The following is a 16,614-nucleotide window of genomic DNA, read 5'->3' on the forward strand; positions in this document are numbered from 1 at the left end:
GTCATACCTCCATCTCATTATTAAATTTTGAAAATAGAAATAGCTTCTTGTAACTTTTGGAATAATTTATTCATCTCTTCAGCATCTGTCGCAATGAGGTTCATTTTTTCTTGTTGTTCTTCTGTTGTTCTACTAATTTCAGCAGATGCATTCGTATTATGTTTAGCAACACCGCTTAACTGCTCGACAACTGTTGATACTTCCTCAGACTGTGCAGCTACTTGTTGTGTAGAAGCAGATATTTCTTGGACTTGACTGCTAATTCCATTTATTCCTTCCATTATCTGCGTAAATACCGTTACGATTTCGTCACTTCTTTTTACACTTTCTGATACCATCTCTGCCCCGCCAGAAATAGAAGAAACTGCAACGTTTACTTCACTTTGAATAATATCAATTAAAGATTTAATTTGTTCAGCTGAATGTCTTGACTGCTCCGCAAGCTTACGTACTTCATCTGCAACTACAGCAAATCCTTTTCCATGTTCACCAGCTCTGGCTGCTTCAATTGCTGCATTTAAAGCAAGTAAGTTTGTCTGATTAGCAATATCAGTAATTAAATTAACGATCCCGGATATTTCTGCCGACTTTTCGCTTAAGTTTTTAATAGCTACTGAAGAATCTTCTACAGATTTTTCTGCACGATTCATTTGTGAAATGATTTCATTTACTGTTTCATTTCCTTTTTGTGAGCTTGATTCCATTTCTTCCGTTCGTTTACTAACATCTGAAGTATAGTCAGCAATTCCTGCAATTCCTGAAGCGATTTCATTAAACGAAGTAGCACTTTCCACTGTTGCCGCTTCCTGATTTCTCATTTGTTCCGAAATGTCATACAGTTCTGAAACAACGAAACTATAATGATCGCTTCCTTCCTTCACTGCTCCTAATAGTTTACTAGAATATTCAGCATTGCGAGAATATGCTTCTTTAATAGCTAAAATAACTTGTTCCATCGTTACAACCATTTGATTGAACTTAACATTGATTTGTCCAAGTTCATCATCAGTTTCTTTAAGTGAAATATCAAAGCTTCCTTCACTAAATCTCTCAATTCCAACTCCTAGTTCGCGTAAAGGAAGGATCGATTTTTTAATTTGGAAATATTGAATAGTAAGTATAATCGCTAAAATAATAACTAGCGCTAAAATGCTGTAAAATAATAGATCGTGCTTACCTTTTACGATCATACTTGCATCTACGTCCATTCCATAATAAGCAACAATCTGTCCGCTAGAATCTTTATATGGTTTTAAAACAGTTAACCATGTACCAAAATCATCTTTATAAACATCGGAATAAACAACATCACTAGAAGAAAGCATTTCCTTTATTGCTTTTGCAATAACATCCGGCTGTTCATAATAATCACCATAAGCTAAATTAGCTTCATTAAATGCTTCTATTAAACTTGTAGGCATAGAAATAATAGATGTTTTATTTCCATCTTCCAACTCTGTACCAAAAATATAAGCTTGGGCAACTTGAACATTATTTTCTGATACTTGATCGAGAAAACTAGTCAGTTCCTTTTGATGATCGGAGTCAACATCTCGATCAGCTTTGGCTTCAATGATTTCTGAATCAGTCACTTTTCCAGATGTTTTCTCCATTATTTTTGATACTTGATTGATTAATTCAGTTTCCAGTACTTTTCCTTGAATAAAATAACTGAAACCTATTAAAATAACTCCTACTAAAACAATATTCAAAATCGTTGATAACAATATTTTTGCTAAAAAGCTTCTTTTTAACATTCCAAACATAATACTTCCTCCTTAAATTTTAGTAACGATTTTGTAAAACAGATTACTTCTTACTGCTAGACTCCTTACTAAAACAAAAAAGGTTATCCTAAATAACTTAGAATAACCAAAATGCATATGGGAGCCCCCTACACTAGAGAGACCATCTTATTAACATTTGGCAACCTGGCAATCATAGTCATTTAAAGACCTTAGACCCATAGCTTTGCGCCCTTTCTTTTCAGAAAGTTTGCCTTTTCATTGTATTTAGTATTTTTATAGAAAATAGAACCTTATACTCATTTGATTTTATCATACTTTCGACATGTTTCAACATGAAATCGACTTTTTGTTATAAAGACTTTAAGACTAATAAAATGATATTACTAATTATAAATACCCATTAGAATAAAAAACAGTATCTATTTAGATACTGTTTTCAATTTTCATTTATGATAACAAAATATAATATTAATAATTAATTTCAGCAGCTGGACAATTAATGAGGATTAAAATAATGAAAATATATTAAAGATTCAATATATCAACATATATGACCTTTCTTATCTCTAACCTGCTGCAGCTCCCCCCTCCGGCATTTTGTCTTCTACCAAGTTCCTGATCTAAGAATAAAATTGCTGAAGAATTATTCTCAGCTAATGTTAAACGACTAACAATTGTTTCATGCTCAATATTAATGAAAAAAAGAATATGTCTTGTTCACATTTAATTTTAAGAAAACTAAATAACCTAGAGGCACTTTTGATATGCTCCTCTAGGTTCTCTGTTTCATTCCAGACTTTAGAGATTAGAATCAATTCCACTTAAATTCGAACATCCCAGTTTACTTTTCTTAATGGACTGTACTTAGATGCGAGCAATTTTATACTTGCCCGCTTTTCTGTATTCACATACTCTTCTGCCTTTTCTTCTTCTCCAGTTATAAATTGGACACCAACTCTAAAGGCAATCGTATACTCTTCCCAACAGGAGTAAGAATTTTGGCACAGCTTTGCTGCTTGTAATGCATATTCTTCCGCTTCTGCAGCAGTTAAATATTTTATTTTTTTTCCGTATTGGCTGAATAACACACAAAATGAATAATCAACTGCCGCAATATGTGCTTCAGGAAGACGATTCAAGTAATAATTCGTTAAAAAGGCTCTGTATCTTTCCCCATCCTTTTCAGGAAGAGATTGAATATATTTATGGCGTTCTTCCTCGCGCATAGTATTTAAATAATCTTTTAATTGCTTAAATCCTTCTCTTCTTCCTTCTTTTAACAACCAATCTAATAAACCCTTTAGATCTTCTGATTCGTGAACATCGTTCCAGGACTTTATAGCTTTTTTCATTTTTCTTTTACTAATAGCTGAATTTACCGCGTTAAAATAAGAAAACTTCCCGACCCAGCATACCGCTGTTAAAGCATCAAAATACTTTTTCTTCATTTTCTCCTCTTTCTTCAAAAAAGATAGCATTTCCTTCCTCGCTTTCTAATACCGAACTGCCCGGTATGCTTTCTTTAATTCTTTTAATAACGACAAGATAGTGAGCATTAATAATCCAAACATGAACCATTCAGAAGGAGTGATAAGACTAAAGAATTCAAAATGCCTTATCAAAAGGAAAAGAAAAGTACCAAATATAAAAAGGAGTGGATGAATAGAAATCATTTCATAAAACTTATTCCACAAGATAATCAATAAAATAGTAAGGAAAATTACTTTTACTCTTATATTTAATGATAAAAAGAGCAGTATTTTTTGAATGAAATTAGGTTTATAGAGCTCTTTTTTCAATTCGTTCAAATCCGGATACTTATTTTTCTTTATTTTCTTCTTTTTCTCATTGGCCATTTGTGCATGTATGCTTGCTAAATAAGTAATCACTTCTATATCATTAGGAGTCTTTTTCTCTAGCCGTTTAAATATTTCTCTTGATTTATTAAGCTCCCCTTTTGAAAATAAATTTTTCCCATACAAATGAAGTGTATCTATATGGCGAGGATGAGAAGAAAGAATCTTTTCACATTGCACAGCAGATTCATCCATATCTTTCATATAGTACAGTACATTTGCAAGAGAAAAATGGGCATCAAAATCTTCTGGATTGATTTCTAAACATTTTCTAAACGATTGAACCGCTTCTTCATAACGGCTCGTTCTATAATATAATCCCCCTTGGAGTCTTAATAAATCTGGGTCGTCTTCAAAAATTGTATAAGCTTTTTGAAACCATTCCTCAGCATCTTCAAAATCATCTAACATAAGGGAGGCAAGCATCTTTTCCCTGTAATAAAGAAAAGCATCATAATCAATATTTTCAACATTTTTCAAATAAAAATAAGAAAGGCTTGGGTTATACTTATATATCTGCAATTGATAATAAGCTATAAATTCGTCTGAAATTTCTTCACTTATATCATGTTCTTGAAATTCCTCATTCCAGTTAAAACTAGCCTCGATTAGTTCCCATATATTTTTTGGTAAATAAGAATGATCTTGAAAAAAACGAAGTAAACGGACACTAATCTTGGTCTTCAGTTCAATATTCCAAAGGATATCAGAATTTAAAAGTTCTTCCCATCTCTCTATATCTATACGAGAAGGAAAATCACCATACAGATTTTTTACTTCTGTCAGGAACTCATCAACCGGATCTTCTTTTTCATCAAAAGAATTATCCCAATTATCTAGAAGGAAGGGGCTGGGATAGTAAATATCATTAGGAACTGTCTCTAAATTGTGTACAGTCACAGTCTCTTCCAATATAATTGGCACACTTCTATTTCTTTCTCCCTTTTTCTGCTGTTTTATGACGAGATCATATGCTTCTCTTAGTCTTTGATATCCTTCTGGATCATCTTCAGGATGATGTATTTTTAATTTTTTTGCATAAGCTCTTTTAATAGAGGCAATTTCATCTGTCGGTTCAATGCCGAGTATATCCCAGGGGCTCATCTATACTCAGGCCACCTTTCTAAAACATCAAGTTCTTTTTTTAATAACTGGGCAGCTTTTTTTATGTCGTGTTCATTTTGTGTAGCAAGGACACGCTCAAAGCCTTCTAGTAAAAATGCAATTTCCTGCCGTCTTTCACCTAGCGCCTCCTCGTATAATCTCTCGCCTTTTGCAAGTAATAATCTGTTCTCGGTCCGTTCACGCGGATGTATTTTAATCGATTTAAGTTCTTCCATCCTTGCATTTATTTCCTCTTCTGTTAAATTGCCAGAGTTTTGTTCGATGATCATCATCTTCTTTTCTCCTGTACTCAGTATCGTAACTTCCACCTCTAGCAATCCGTTTAAATCATATGTATAACGAACATCAATCTCTTGTATACCTGCAGGTGCTGGTGGTACTTCTACCATCATTTCTCCGATCTTCAGATTGTTTTTCACATATCTGCTTTCTCCTTGGTACACATCGACAAGAATATTCGTTTGTAAATCATTCACCGTATGAAATTTTTCTACTCTACTTACTGGGATTGGTGTATTTCGTTCGATAATAGGAAAGAAATAACCATCCTCGACTTCATTGTTTGTCACACGTTTAGAAATACTTGTTCCGAGTGTGAATGGACAAACATCTGTTAAAATCAATTCCTGTAATGTTTCATTTCTTTCTTTCAATGCAACTTGAATTGCAGTACCAATTCCAACTGCTTCATCAGGATGAATATTGGAAAAAGGAAGACGGCCGAACATTTTGCTAACAATTGTTTTAACAATTGGCATTCTTGTTGCCCCGCCAATTAAAATGACAGCATCAATATCTTCAATACGAAGAGATGCATCTCTTAAAGCACGCTCCACCGGATGACGAAGCTTCATAATTAATGGTGTCGAAATTTTTTCAAATAAGCTGCGATTTATCTCTACCTCATAAACTTTATCATCATGATTGAAAGTCATCACTGCTGACTGATTACGTCCCAGTTCCCTCTTACATAGCTCCGCTTGTTTGAATATAGCGGAACGAGCATTTGCATCAAGGGTATCAATATCAATTTTCATAGATTCTATAAAATAGGAAAATAGAAGGTTCGTAAAATCTTCTCCACCAATAAAATTATCACCAGCTATTGATTTCACTTCCATAATTCCTTCAAACAGCTCTAAAATAGAAACATCAAAAGTTCCCCCGCCTAAATCGAAAACGAGAAATTTTGTATCTGCATTTTCAAGATGCAGACCATATGCAATGGCAGCTGCCGTCGGCTCACTAATAAGACGTTCCACTTTTAATCCAGCAAGCTCCGCGGCTCTTTTCGTCGCTTTTCGCTGCACATCATTAAAATATGCCGGAACACTAATTACTGCTTCCGCCACTTCATGTCCAAGATATGCTTCTGCATCCTTTTTTAATGATTGCAAAATAAAAGAAGAAAGTTCTTCAGGAGAAAAATTATATGTGCCTAATGGATACTTTTTTTCTGTACCCATATGCCGTTTAAAGCAAGATGCTGTCAGATGAGGATGAGTGATTAAACGTTCCTTCGCAATTTGACCGACTAATATTTCTCCATTATCGTCCACACTTACAATAGACGGGGTAAGGTTCTCTGAAAGAACATTCGGTATAATTTTAGGGCTATCTTCATTCCAGTACGCAACAAGACTGTTTGAAGTGCCTAGATCGATTCCAATTGTTGTCATTGCTAATACCTCTTTTCTATAACTATCTCAATATAAAACCAAACAAATAAAGTAAATTATTCCATATATTTATAATGTAATAAATGTTAACTATTAGTCAAGATACGTTTTTCCCCTATTATGCTATTGTTATATCAATTAAAATTTAACATTTCGGCATATATTTACTTAAATAAATAGGGGAACTGTTAAAATCAGTTCCCCTAAGTAATTTATATATGATAAAAATCCTATATATTTTCTCCTATTATTTATTCATGTGAGAAAAGTTCTATTATAATGCTTCAAGCGGATAGAGATAGAATATCTGCTTTCATAAATAATTCTAACAAACCTTCATTTAATTCAACTAAAAATGAGATAGGTTGGTTTAGAATGATTTTATTTATGCTGACAACAAATTTGTTCTCCTCTATCTATATTTTTCACGACCGCATACGTATTACCCCACTCACACATCGTGTTTAATACAGGTATAAATGATTTACCTAACTCTGTTAAGCTATATTCTACTTTTGGCGGTACTTCCTTAAATACTTCTCTTCGAACAAGTCCATCTCTTTCTAGCTGCCTTAATTGATCTGTTAAAACTTTTTGAGTAATAGTCGGTATACATTCATAAAACTCTTTCGTTCTCATTGATTTTTGGCTCAAAAAAAAGAGAATTAAACATTTCCACTTCCCACCTACAGTATTCATGAAAATATTTATTCCAGTATTTTGGCTGCTCATTCTTGATTCCTCCTAAATAGATACTTAAAGGTGGCTATGCCACATTATTGTGCGTTATTTCGTTAGGATATTGTTGTCATTATAATCAATATTGTAACAAGTATAACATTGGGAGTGGATACGATGAGTGTAAAAGAGATTCTAGAAAAAAGACGTTCAGTCAGGCATTATGATCCAAACTATAAAATCAATTCAGAAATATTGGCATCGTTGATTAAAAGTGCAAGCAAGTCACCTAACGGAAATAATATACAGGCAACGCGATACCTAGTTATAGATGATCCCCATCTAAGGGATTCATTATTGCCAGTAGCTTTTAATCAGCAGCAAGTAAAAGAAGCATCCGTATTAATCGTTATATTAGGGGATTATCAAGCTTTTGAAAAAGAAAATATCATAAAGATACATGAAGAAGGATTTCAGAAAGGATTTTTTGACGAATCATTGCGAGATTATCTAGCGAGTGCTGCTATCCATTACTATGAGAATAAATCAAAAGAAGATCTGGCAATTGAATTAACAAGAGATGCAAGCCTAGCATCTATGTCATTACTTTTATTAGCAAATGAAGCAGGGTTTGATACTATTACAATGTCAGGGTATGATTCCAAGCAGCTAAGGTCAGTATTAGACATTTCTGAGAGATATTTAGACATTATGCTTATAGCGATTGGAAAAAGTATCAAAAATGGGCATAAAACGGTAAGGCATGATATCAATAAAGTAATTTACAAAAACAAAATAGACTAATCATTCATTTCAGCAACATAAGATGTTTTCGATGTAATAAATTAAATCTATTAATGGACAAACTTTTTATGAAAAGTAAATAACGAAAAAAATCAGAAGCCATTTATCTTACTCTCCTTTTAAATTGGCTTCTTTTCACTTGTTGCAAAATATGTACTTACGAGCTCATTTTATCGAAATTTATTTGAAAGCTGCATTATGGGCCAACTATAATAATTTTTATTTATTTTAGTTGATATCCCTTTAGCTAACTAGATAGAAAGGACAATTTTTATATTAAGAAATAACTAAATAGTATTGCATATTACTAGCTGTTCTATTCCGCAAGCTGCTAACTTTATCTGTATAGTCAATCCACTTATACTTCTCCAGTTTTCTTTCTAACTTCAAATTAATTTCATCTTCAATTTCATGCATTAGTTTCACTGTTTCATCGATTGTCATATCAAAACGGCTGGCTGCCTGATGATGGGGAGACTGTTCTTTCAAAAGAGTTAAAAATTGCTCCTCTGTTTCAGATTGCTGCGCTAAACTATCCTCCACACTTTCAATAAACTGATACAATTTTCTTTTATTCCTAGGGAGAGAAGCAATAATATTTTTCGCGAAAACCTCCATTATTTTCTCATTCATAGTAAAGACCATCCTTACCTTTATATTAAAACAGGAACATGACAGACCAATCTCCGTCATATTCCTTCTTATCTGTGCCTACCAGCTTGATTTTTTCACGCCTGGGATTTGTCCTTTATGTGCCAATTCCCGAAAAGCAATACGAGACATTCCGAATTTTCTTAGGTATCCTCTAGGTCTACCTGTCACTGCACAACGATTATGCAACCTTGAAGGTGCGGAGTCCCTCGGAAGCTTGCTCAATGCAACATAATCCCCCTTCTCCTTTAATTCTTTCCTAATATCCGCGTACTTCTCAACTATTTTCTGTCTTTTTAATTCTTTAACAACCTTTGATTTCTTGGCCACTAACAATTACCTCCCTAATTGATTACCATTAAAACAAAATCATTACGATTTAAATTGTAAATGTAGCTTAAAAAATTATGATAAAGCGATTACCTAACTTATTTATTATCTTTCATATTATATTTCTGTAAGAAACGATCCACTCTTCCGCCCTTATCCGCAAATTTCTGAACACCTGTGTAAAATGGATGTGTATCCGAACTTACTTCGACCTTTATTAATGGATAAGAATTCCCATCTTCCCACTCAATTACTTCATTCGATTTTTTTGTAGAACCGCTTAAAAACTTAAAACCACTGTTTATATCCATAAATACTACCTTTTGATACTCAGGATGTATATTTTGTCTCATCTAATCACCTCAATAATAATTTTAATTATTATATTAAACGTAATGATTATGATTTGCAAATGATTTTTTAAAAAAAATAAAAAAGACTATCTCACTCTAAATTAGTGCAATGATCTTTTTTAACCAAAGGATTTTTAGTATGAGGGATTTAAACCCCTGAAAACCCTTCCCTGTCAGCCTCATTATACTAGGCTAATCAACTGAATTGTCTAAATTCAATAAAAAAGATTGTCTAACAAAATAGAACAAACTAGTCTGAATATGACCAGTTTGTTCTATACTAGATTCTCTGTTTTAGCGCTCTGTCTTTTCTTTATTTCTTTTATTTCCTTTATTATTATCTCCACTAACAGGAACCTGGCCGTGTAATTGCGGTGAATTTTGATTACCGCTGCCTTTATTAAATTTTTTTGTCATGTGTCGCATCTCCTTTCTTATTTCAAATACAGTTTGTCCCTTTTTGTTAAACTTATGTTTCTCTCCTGAAAAGAATAGGTACAGCAGCATTCCTCAATAGTCCACCAGCACTCCCTTTAAACAAGTCAATCACCCACTTTTGAGAATAACTTATGAAGGATTATATCGGCCGTTTCACTAGGATTGGAGATAGGAAAATGATGACCATAAGGAACATAATTAATTTTTGCAATTAATGTTGGAGCAATATAGATTACATCTTTGTTTCCCCAAATAATATGAATTTTATGATCTGAAAGCATATTAACATCCACTTTGTATCCGTTTAACAGCAAAGTATTCAACTGAACGGTAGTATTTAAAATTCTAGGAGAAGTAAAACTCCGTCTTACTTTAGCAACATAATCTAACGGAATGTTATCATTACTATCAAATAAGCCTTTTTTTAATAAATATTGTTTTATCCTCTTGGAATCAGCTAATTTCAATGCCCATTTGCTAATAAAAGATGAATGTAATGATACTGACTGATTTTTCAATACAGGTAGTTGAAGCAAAGTTAGAGTATCTTGTATACGAATAACGTTTTCTTTTATTGCTTCTATTAGAATAACCGCACCAAAGGAATGCCCAATTAAGTGAGCTCCATTATCAGCTTCTTTCAATAGATCTTTTACCATATTTATGTAAGTGTCTATAAGATTTTTCTCCCGTTTAAAAGGAGAACGTCCTAAACCAGGAAGATCAACAATCCAAACCGGTTGGCCCGTTTTTTTATGAATACGTATGCCTAAAGGAAACATATCTTCCCCATCACAAAGCAAACCATGAAATAAAATAAAAGGTTTACCTTCTCCTTTCATTTGGTAAACTACTGTATTTCCAATACGTGATCTTTCAAATCTTTTATCCATTTGGTGACTTGGATACGTTAAACGATAATCTAAATCTGCCACAACCAAAGGGAGGAGATTTCTTACTCTTCCATCTCCAAAGCAGCCTTTTTTCATTATTTCTTTCAATGAATCATTTGAAAATTCCCTTTTAGTAATAAAATTTAATCCATCAGATGGAATCTTTGTTATTTTACTTAATCCACTATTCAGAAGTATTTTCAATGAACTTATAGGAACAGAAAGAGTAGGTGCTTTCATATTCATACTTTCTGACATTAAGCTTAACAGTTCAGGTATATGAGGTTCTGTACGTTTATCAGAAACCAATGTATACGTTTTAATGGACGAAGTATCTTGCATTGAAACTTGAACAATAAATTTTGCTAAATCATCGTTCGCAATGATGGGCAATCTATAATTTTTTCCACCAGGAATAACAGGCATAAGACCTTTTCTTACACTAGACACAAGCATACCTAAGCCTCCAAGTTGCTCTGTGCTACCTGTCTTACTAGAACCAACTACAACAGGGGGATTAACAACAGAAAGTGGATACCCTATTTCAGATGCTTGCTGGCGAATATAGAGATCCGCTAAAAACTTTGTTCTTTCATAGGGATTTTTTATTTTTAAATACTTGTTGCCCTCTTTAAACACATCAATTGAAACTTTGCTATTATGATCATCAAAAGGACTCATATAACCAACTATATGAATAAATTGTTTCAAGCCTTTGGATTGATGAATACTCTTTGCTAATTCACCAATATACTTTGCGCCTTGTAAGAATGAAGAAACTGCTTCATTTTCTCCAACTTGAATATCCATAGGCCCACCTGCGTGAATAATAACATCTGCTTTTAATACCTTACTTCTATCTTCATTACTTAAGGCTAAATCTTTTTTCGTTAAATCACCTTCAACTAAGTGAATTATTTCTTTGTTGAAAATACCCATTTCTTGAAAAGTAAGTGCTGCTTTTATTTTTGATCTAACTAGAAGAAAAATATTTATCTCTTCTTTTATTAATTCTTTTAATAACTCTTTACCTATAAAACCCGTACCACCTGTTAAAAAAATAGTTCTCATAACTTCCTCCTCTTTAGTACTAATCAGTACTAGTTATTTGTAAAAAAATGCTTCATTTATCGAAGCAAGTTAAAAAATTGATGAGCAGTTTTTGTAATAACAGATGCATCTTTCAGTGTTTCTGAAATAAATAATGCACCTTCAAGATTCGTTATAAAAAGGGAGGAAACATCATTTACATCGATGTTATTTCTGAACTCGCCTCTTTCTATGCCTTGTTTTATTAATAACTTCATTTTGGCTTGTAATTCACAGAAAAAATTCCCAATTTTTTCTTTTATTTGCGTGGCGTGTGCAGGGCTTTGAATATAAAGTGTGATAAACGGACAACTTCCTTTAAACTCTCTCTCTTGAACTCCCTTTGATAAATGTGTTAAAAACAGTATTACACGTTCCTCAACCGATAAATGATACTGAGCAAGAATTTCTTCTATCGCATGATGATAAGTATTGATCCAATAATCAATTACACTTAATAAAAGTTCCTCCTTGCTGGAAAAATGATAATACATATTTGATTTTGATACTTTGCTTATACGCACAAGCTCATCCATGCTCGTATAAGCAAACCCTTTTTCTAAAAATAATTTTGCCGCTACTTCAATTACGTGTTTTTCATTCATTGCTTTTGTCTTTTTCATATTTAGTACTATACAGTACTAAATATTGTATTTCAAATATTTTATATTAATTAAAGTAAAAAAGAGCAGACAATAGAACTGTGAGACTTATCAACTGTTTTGCTCAATTTATATATAGTCTTCAAACAGGAATAAGATAGGTATGATAGAAAGAAAGTTAAAAAAGCCCAAATCCTTTTATATTAAGAATTTGGGCTTTTTTAAGATGATGACCTCTGAGGGACTTCAACCGCCGACCCCTTCCCTGTCAATGTGAAGCACCTCAAGATTTTCAATCACAATGTTTAAAACGATAGCCAGATGAATGAACTCTATCTTTTTTAAGTTTAGCTGGATTGTATTTCGTGAAATGTTTAACACACGACTTGCTTCTGAAATAGATATAAATTCAAGTTTTTCATTATCACTGATAGCTGATATTTTACGTTATTGTTTTTCATAGCCTAATTTATGATTTTCTTCAAATGATTGTCTACATCATGAACGAAATTCCAAAAGTCTTGCCATTGTTCACAAACTGTTATTCCTTTAACTCCATAATATTTATATTGCGAATGATTTTTCTTATAGCATCTATCCAGCATAGCTTTCCAACGCCTATATAAAGGATATTTCTTTTTTGCCATTTTCTTTTCCTTATCATTTATTAATATTCAAACTTAAGCCTCTTTCAATAAAAATCTCTAAAAAAGGTAAACAAGTTATAAATCCCACTAATCTACAAAGATATTTTATATTATTCTAAAAAAGAAAAATTTATGAAATATTATTCATAGATATGTTAAAATATACAGATTTCTATTTTCATCTTTTTTATTTTATGATATCTTTGTATAGTTATTAATATGAATTTCCATTTATAAATATCCATTTCTTCTTACTAAAAGTATATAGATTTATACATGACTTCTTTTTAGGGTATAACAATGAAATAACGGAGGTTTCATTATAGATGAATAATCAAAATAAGGAATTAAAACGTGGCTTAAAAGCGCGACATTTAATGATGATATCATTAGGTGGTTCCATAGGTACTGGACTTTTTCTAGGAAGTGGTGCTGCAATATACCATGCGGGTCCTGGTGGAGCGCTGCTTGCCTATTTAATTATTGGAGTCATGGTTTATTTTATCATGACAAGCTTAGGTGAGCTGGCTTCCTTTATGCCAACTAGTGGTGCTTTTAGTACGTATGCCACTCGATTTATCGATCCAGCATTAGGGTTTGCATTAGGCTGGAATTATTGGTATAGCTGGGCGATTACACTCGCAGCAGAGCTTTCCGCTTCCACACTTGTCATGAAATTCTGGTTTCCTGATAGCCCCTCTTGGCTATGGAGTGGACTTTTTATCCTTATCATTTTTGGATTAAATATCCTTTCTGTTAGGGGCTATGGAGAAGGAGAATACTGGTTTTCATTTATTAAGGTCGCTACTATTATTATCTTTATTATTGTTGGCTTCCTCATGATTTTTGGCATTATGAATGGACAAGCAGTTGGTTTTAAAAATTTCACAGTTGGTGATGCGCCATTTCATGGTGGTCTATTAGCAGTTATAGGTGTATTTCTTACAGCAGGATTTTCTTTTCAAGGAACAGAAATAGTGGGAGTTGCTGCGGGAGAAAGTGAAAATCCGCGTGAAAATGTACCAAAAGCCATCAAAAGCATCTTCTGGAGAATTTTGTTATTTTATGTACTAGCGATCATTGTTATTGGCTTAATCATCCCTTACACAACAGAAAGCCTGCAAAGTGAAGATATCATGGTTAGTCCATTTACATTAGTCTTTAAACAAGCAGGACTTGCCTTTGCCGCATCATTAATGAACGCGGTCATTCTTACAGCTGTTTTATCAGCTGGTAACTCAAGTCTTTATGCTTCAACAAGAATTTTATATGCCATGGCAAAAGAAGGACAAGCACCAAAATTCTTTGGAAAGCTTAATAAACGCGGTATTCCAGTAGCTGCACTTATTGCAACAACATTAGTAGGGATGCTTGCTTTTCTTGCATCTGCCTTTGGAGATGGAGCCATCTATATATGGCTATTAAATGCAGCAGGGATTACAGGATTTATTTTTTGGCTTGGGATCGCTGCCAGTCATTATCGTTTTCGGAAAGCCTATCTTGCTCAAGGGCATGCACTCGAAAAACTTCCATACCGCGCTAAGCTTTACCCATTTGGCTCGATTTTCGCCTTTCTAGTCGGTTTAATTGTCATTATTGCTCAAGACTATCAAGCTTTTCTAAGCGATAAAATTGATTGGATGGATATCACTGCAGCCTATCTCGGCATTCCATTATTTTTAATCATGTGGCTAGGCTACAAATTTATAAAGAAAACAAAGGTAGTGCCTTTGAAGGAATGTAAGATTGATGTGGATGAATTTCATTAAAAAGCCAGTGTCATAATGAACTGCCCCCAATTGTTAAATGTGTCTAACTATTGGGAGGCATTTTTTTATGGCGAAATTTTCTCCGGAAGAAAAAATAAAAGCTTAATTTCACTGGATAAAAGAGTCATATTAATGGGATAATCTCGATAAGCATGCAATGCTTTTTCTCTTTGCTTGATTTGTCTATAATAGTTCAGCATTTATTTAATGGGATAATCAGAAAAACTTCAATTTTAATTTCTTCTTTTAGCTATTTAATCTCATATACTAGACTTTTCGTAAGAATTTCAACCTCAATCATGTAATTTAAAAATGCTTCAATTGATGTAACTTAGAGTTTATAGAAGAAGATGCTCTCTTACATTAAACAACAACCGAGTTCACTATAAAATTAATGTTAGGCGTTCAATCATTGTTTGACCCTAAGCTTCTTCATTTTTACTTCTCCTCTCTTTTATTTCCAAACTATTAGATATATCATCAGATTAATTTTGTATTCCCTCCGGTTATTTGTCCTTCCATCTAAAAGCTGAGTTCTACCATCAAAATGAATCCCTTCTTTATTGAGTTCTATAATTTTTTATCAAGTCTATAGATTATTGACTATTTTTAGAAAAGCCATGCTAATGCCCTTGCAACCAAATTTCAGCAGAATATACATATATGGAAAGTTTATATTTTAATAATTAGGAGGATGGGAAAATGAGTCACAATAGAAAAAAGGAATTATCTCCTGACTTTGACGGTCTTAATAATTTAATTGAACTATTAGCATTAAAACGTAAGAGGAAGCATTGCTGCCATCATCATGATAATAGGGGAGCTGCTTGTGAAGGGTGTGCGTGCAGTGTACTTGCAGGAGCTAGACCACGTGTAGACAGATTTTTTATTTTACCTGAAGGCTCGACAAATTTTATAAATCTCCAAGGTGCTGGTAACCCTACTAATTTTCTGTTTATAGCATTTGACGATGAAACTTGCTGCGCTACTTTTGAATTTCAAGGTCCAGGAGGACCGCAGCAGAATCCAATGAGATTGACTATCGACTGCCGTTGTATCTGCGGGCTTTCACCAGCGTCTCCACCACCACCAGGGACTTAAAAATATCTAGGCTTTTAAAACCTTATTTGGTGTTTTTACGTAACGAAAGAGATGAGCTTATTAAATCTAGCTCGTTATCGTCTCCGTATTAAATTCAGAAATTTAAATAGAAGAAATAGATTAAATAAATTTTAAAATGCAACTGTCCTTCAGGGAAACGGGGGCCTTAAGGGCCTCCATCCATACTCTTAACGAATCTTAAGAATTTCAACCTCAATCATGTAATTTAAAAATGCTTCAATTGATGTAACTTAGGGTTTATAGAAGAAGATGCTCTCTTACATTAAATAACAACCGAGTTCACTATAAAATTAATACTAAGCGGTCAATTATTGTTTGATCCTCAGCTTCTTCCTTCTTATTTCCCCCTCCTTCATTTTCAAATTATTACATATCTTATCAGATTAATTTTGTATTCCCTCCGCTTATTTATCCTTCCGTCTAAAACCTGAGTTTTACTACTAAAATGAATATCCCTTCTTTATTAAGTTCTATAATTTTTTATCAAATTTATAGATCATTGACTATTTTTAGGAAAACCATACTAATGCCCTTGCAACCATACTTCAGCAGAATATAAATATAGGGAAAGTTTATATTTTAATGATTAGGAGAATGAAGAGATGAGTCATAATAGAAAAAAGGAATTATCCGTTGACTTTGACGGTCTTAATAATTTAATTGAACTATTAGCATTAAAGCGCAAGAGGAAGCATCACCACCATCATTTTAAATGCAACTGTTGTCCTCCAGGACCTCCAGGGCCTCCGGGAGCAACCGGACCTCAAGGAATTCAAGGACCTCCTGGTGAACGGGGACCTCAGGGAGCAACCGGATCTCAAGGAGCAACT

15 protein-coding genes, 2 pseudogenes and 1 riboswitch are annotated in these 16,614 nt (G+C 33.3%); of the genes and pseudogenes, 4 read left to right on the forward strand and 13 right to left on the reverse strand.

Annotated features, from left to right (window positions below; all coding sequences use genetic code 11):
- Nucleotides 1-20 precede the first annotated feature (20 nt).
- The 5 genes from BFA01S_RS12420 to BFA01S_RS12440 all read right to left on the reverse strand — a co-directional run bounded on the left by BFA01S_RS12420 (nucleotide 21) and on the right by BFA01S_RS12440 (nucleotide 7,140).
- Nucleotides 21-1,766, reverse strand: a complete 1,746-nt coding sequence (locus BFA01S_RS12420; protein ID WP_066230718.1) for a methyl-accepting chemotaxis protein — start codon at nucleotides 1,764-1,766, stop codon at nucleotides 21-23.
- Between the two features lie 156 nt (nucleotides 1,767-1,922).
- Nucleotides 1,923-2,010: riboswitch (cyclic di-GMP riboswitch) on the reverse strand.
- 559 nt (nucleotides 2,011-2,569) lie between these two features.
- Complete coding sequence (locus BFA01S_RS12425) at nucleotides 2,570-3,196, reverse strand: DUF1266 domain-containing protein (protein WP_066230723.1); 627 nt, start codon at nucleotides 3,194-3,196, stop codon at nucleotides 2,570-2,572.
- A 45-nt stretch (nucleotides 3,197-3,241) separates the two neighbouring features.
- A complete protein-coding gene (locus BFA01S_RS12430) occupies nucleotides 3,242-4,708 on the reverse strand; it encodes a J domain-containing protein (protein ID WP_066230725.1) in 1,467 nt (488 codons plus the stop codon).
- Nucleotides 4,705-6,408 (reverse strand): Hsp70 family protein, encoded by a 1,704-nt coding sequence (locus BFA01S_RS12435; RefSeq protein ID WP_066230728.1) that lies wholly within the window; start codon nucleotides 6,406-6,408, stop codon nucleotides 4,705-4,707. The genes BFA01S_RS12430 and BFA01S_RS12435 overlap by 4 nt, the downstream gene beginning before the upstream one ends.
- Before the next feature lie 381 nt (nucleotides 6,409-6,789).
- Entirely contained in the window at nucleotides 6,790-7,140 is a 351-nt protein-coding gene (locus BFA01S_RS12440) for a winged helix-turn-helix transcriptional regulator (RefSeq protein ID WP_066230731.1), read from the reverse strand.
- Between the two features lie 123 nt (nucleotides 7,141-7,263).
- On the opposite strand from BFA01S_RS12440, the gene BFA01S_RS12445 reads away from it, so the two are divergent.
- Complete coding sequence (locus tag BFA01S_RS12445) at nucleotides 7,264-7,890, forward strand: nitroreductase family protein (RefSeq protein ID WP_066230733.1); 627 nt, start codon at nucleotides 7,264-7,266, stop codon at nucleotides 7,888-7,890.
- Nucleotides 7,891-8,166: 276 nt separating this feature from the next.
- Here BFA01S_RS12445 and BFA01S_RS12450 read toward each other — a convergent pair whose 3' ends face one another.
- The 8 genes and pseudogenes from BFA01S_RS12450 to BFA01S_RS23675 form a co-directional block, all read right to left on the reverse strand.
- Nucleotides 8,167-8,523 (reverse strand): hypothetical protein, encoded by a 357-nt coding sequence (locus tag BFA01S_RS12450; RefSeq protein ID WP_066230736.1) that lies wholly within the window; start codon nucleotides 8,521-8,523, stop codon nucleotides 8,167-8,169.
- 78 nt (nucleotides 8,524-8,601) lie between these two features.
- Nucleotides 8,602-8,871 carry a 30S ribosomal protein S14 gene (gene rpsN / locus BFA01S_RS12455; RefSeq protein WP_066230738.1) on the reverse strand — a complete coding sequence of 90 codons (270 nt, stop codon included), beginning with the start codon at nucleotides 8,869-8,871 and terminating at the stop codon, nucleotides 8,602-8,604.
- A gap of 98 nt (nucleotides 8,872-8,969) precedes the next feature.
- Nucleotides 8,970-9,224 (reverse strand): type B 50S ribosomal protein L31, encoded by a 255-nt coding sequence (locus BFA01S_RS12460; protein WP_066230740.1) that lies wholly within the window; start codon nucleotides 9,222-9,224, stop codon nucleotides 8,970-8,972.
- A 294-nt stretch (nucleotides 9,225-9,518) separates the two neighbouring features.
- Nucleotides 9,519-9,641: a hypothetical protein gene (locus BFA01S_RS23460; RefSeq protein ID WP_268874862.1), complete on the reverse strand. Its 123-nt coding sequence runs from the start codon at nucleotides 9,639-9,641 to the stop codon at nucleotides 9,519-9,521.
- Between the two features lie 125 nt (nucleotides 9,642-9,766).
- Complete coding sequence (locus BFA01S_RS12465) at nucleotides 9,767-11,626, reverse strand: alpha/beta fold hydrolase (RefSeq protein WP_066230741.1); 1,860 nt, start codon at nucleotides 11,624-11,626, stop codon at nucleotides 9,767-9,769.
- A gap of 56 nt (nucleotides 11,627-11,682) precedes the next feature.
- Nucleotides 11,683-12,249, reverse strand: coding sequence for a TetR/AcrR family transcriptional regulator (locus BFA01S_RS12470; RefSeq protein ID WP_066230746.1), 567 nt, complete (start codon nucleotides 12,247-12,249; stop codon nucleotides 11,683-11,685).
- Nucleotides 12,250-12,492: 243 nt separating this feature from the next.
- The gene (locus BFA01S_RS23465; protein ID WP_268874863.1) at nucleotides 12,493-12,627 is read right to left on the reverse strand and encodes a hypothetical protein; all 135 of its coding nucleotides are present in this window, start codon (nucleotides 12,625-12,627) and stop codon (nucleotides 12,493-12,495) included.
- Between the two features lie 6 nt (nucleotides 12,628-12,633).
- Nucleotides 12,634-12,687 (reverse strand): annotated as a pseudogene (locus BFA01S_RS23675) (hypothetical protein); the annotation flags it as partial.
- A gap of 532 nt (nucleotides 12,688-13,219) precedes the next feature.
- Here BFA01S_RS23675 and BFA01S_RS12480 point away from each other — a divergent pair.
- From BFA01S_RS12480 to BFA01S_RS23270, 3 genes and pseudogenes are all read left to right on the forward strand, one after another.
- Nucleotides 13,220-14,662, forward strand: a complete 1,443-nt coding sequence (locus tag BFA01S_RS12480; protein ID WP_066230753.1) for an amino acid permease — start codon at nucleotides 13,220-13,222, stop codon at nucleotides 14,660-14,662.
- A 702-nt stretch (nucleotides 14,663-15,364) separates the two neighbouring features.
- Nucleotides 15,365-15,763 carry a hypothetical protein gene (locus BFA01S_RS12485; protein ID WP_066230756.1) on the forward strand — a complete coding sequence of 133 codons (399 nt, stop codon included), beginning with the start codon at nucleotides 15,365-15,367 and terminating at the stop codon, nucleotides 15,761-15,763.
- Between the two features lie 623 nt (nucleotides 15,764-16,386).
- Nucleotides 16,387-16,614: pseudogene (locus tag BFA01S_RS23270) on the forward strand (hypothetical protein); the annotation flags it as partial.

This window comes from Metabacillus fastidiosus NBRC 101226 (assembly GCF_001591625.1).
Taxonomy (GTDB): Bacteria; Bacillota; Bacilli; order Bacillales; family Bacillaceae; genus Metabacillus; species Metabacillus fastidiosus.

What these genes read in the sequence shown, in the direction of transcription:
- BFA01S_RS12420 (WP_066230718.1), bottom strand. Translation starts at nt 1,766, where the DNA reads ATGTTTGGAATGTTAAAAAGAAGCTTTTTAGCAAAAATATTGTTATCA.
- BFA01S_RS12425 (WP_066230723.1), bottom strand. Translation starts at nt 3,196, where the DNA reads ATGAAGAAAAAGTATTTTGATGCTTTAACAGCGGTATGCTGGGTCGGG.
- BFA01S_RS12430 (WP_066230725.1), bottom strand. Translation starts at nt 4,708, where the DNA reads ATGAGCCCCTGGGATATACTCGGCATTGAACCGACAGATGAAATTGCC.
- BFA01S_RS12435 (WP_066230728.1), bottom strand. Translation starts at nt 6,408, where the DNA reads ATGACAACAATTGGAATCGATCTAGGCACTTCAAACAGTCTTGTTGCG.
- BFA01S_RS12440 (WP_066230731.1), bottom strand. Translation starts at nt 7,140, where the DNA reads ATGAGCAGCCAAAATACTGGAATAAATATTTTCATGAATACTGTAGGT.
- BFA01S_RS12445 (WP_066230733.1), top strand. Translation starts at nt 7,264, where the DNA reads ATGAGTGTAAAAGAGATTCTAGAAAAAAGACGTTCAGTCAGGCATTAT.
- BFA01S_RS12450 (WP_066230736.1), bottom strand. Translation starts at nt 8,523, where the DNA reads ATGAATGAGAAAATAATGGAGGTTTTCGCGAAAAATATTATTGCTTCT.
- BFA01S_RS12460 (WP_066230740.1), bottom strand. Translation starts at nt 9,224, where the DNA reads ATGAGACAAAATATACATCCTGAGTATCAAAAGGTAGTATTTATGGAT.
- BFA01S_RS23460 (WP_268874862.1), bottom strand. Translation starts at nt 9,641, where the DNA reads ATGACAAAAAAATTTAATAAAGGCAGCGGTAATCAAAATTCACCGCAA.
- BFA01S_RS12465 (WP_066230741.1), bottom strand. Translation starts at nt 11,626, where the DNA reads ATGAGAACTATTTTTTTAACAGGTGGTACGGGTTTTATAGGTAAAGAG.
- BFA01S_RS12470 (WP_066230746.1), bottom strand. Translation starts at nt 12,249, where the DNA reads ATGAATGAAAAACACGTAATTGAAGTAGCGGCAAAATTATTTTTAGAA.
- BFA01S_RS12480 (WP_066230753.1), top strand. Translation starts at nt 13,220, where the DNA reads ATGAATAATCAAAATAAGGAATTAAAACGTGGCTTAAAAGCGCGACAT.
- BFA01S_RS12485 (WP_066230756.1), top strand. Translation starts at nt 15,365, where the DNA reads ATGAGTCACAATAGAAAAAAGGAATTATCTCCTGACTTTGACGGTCTT.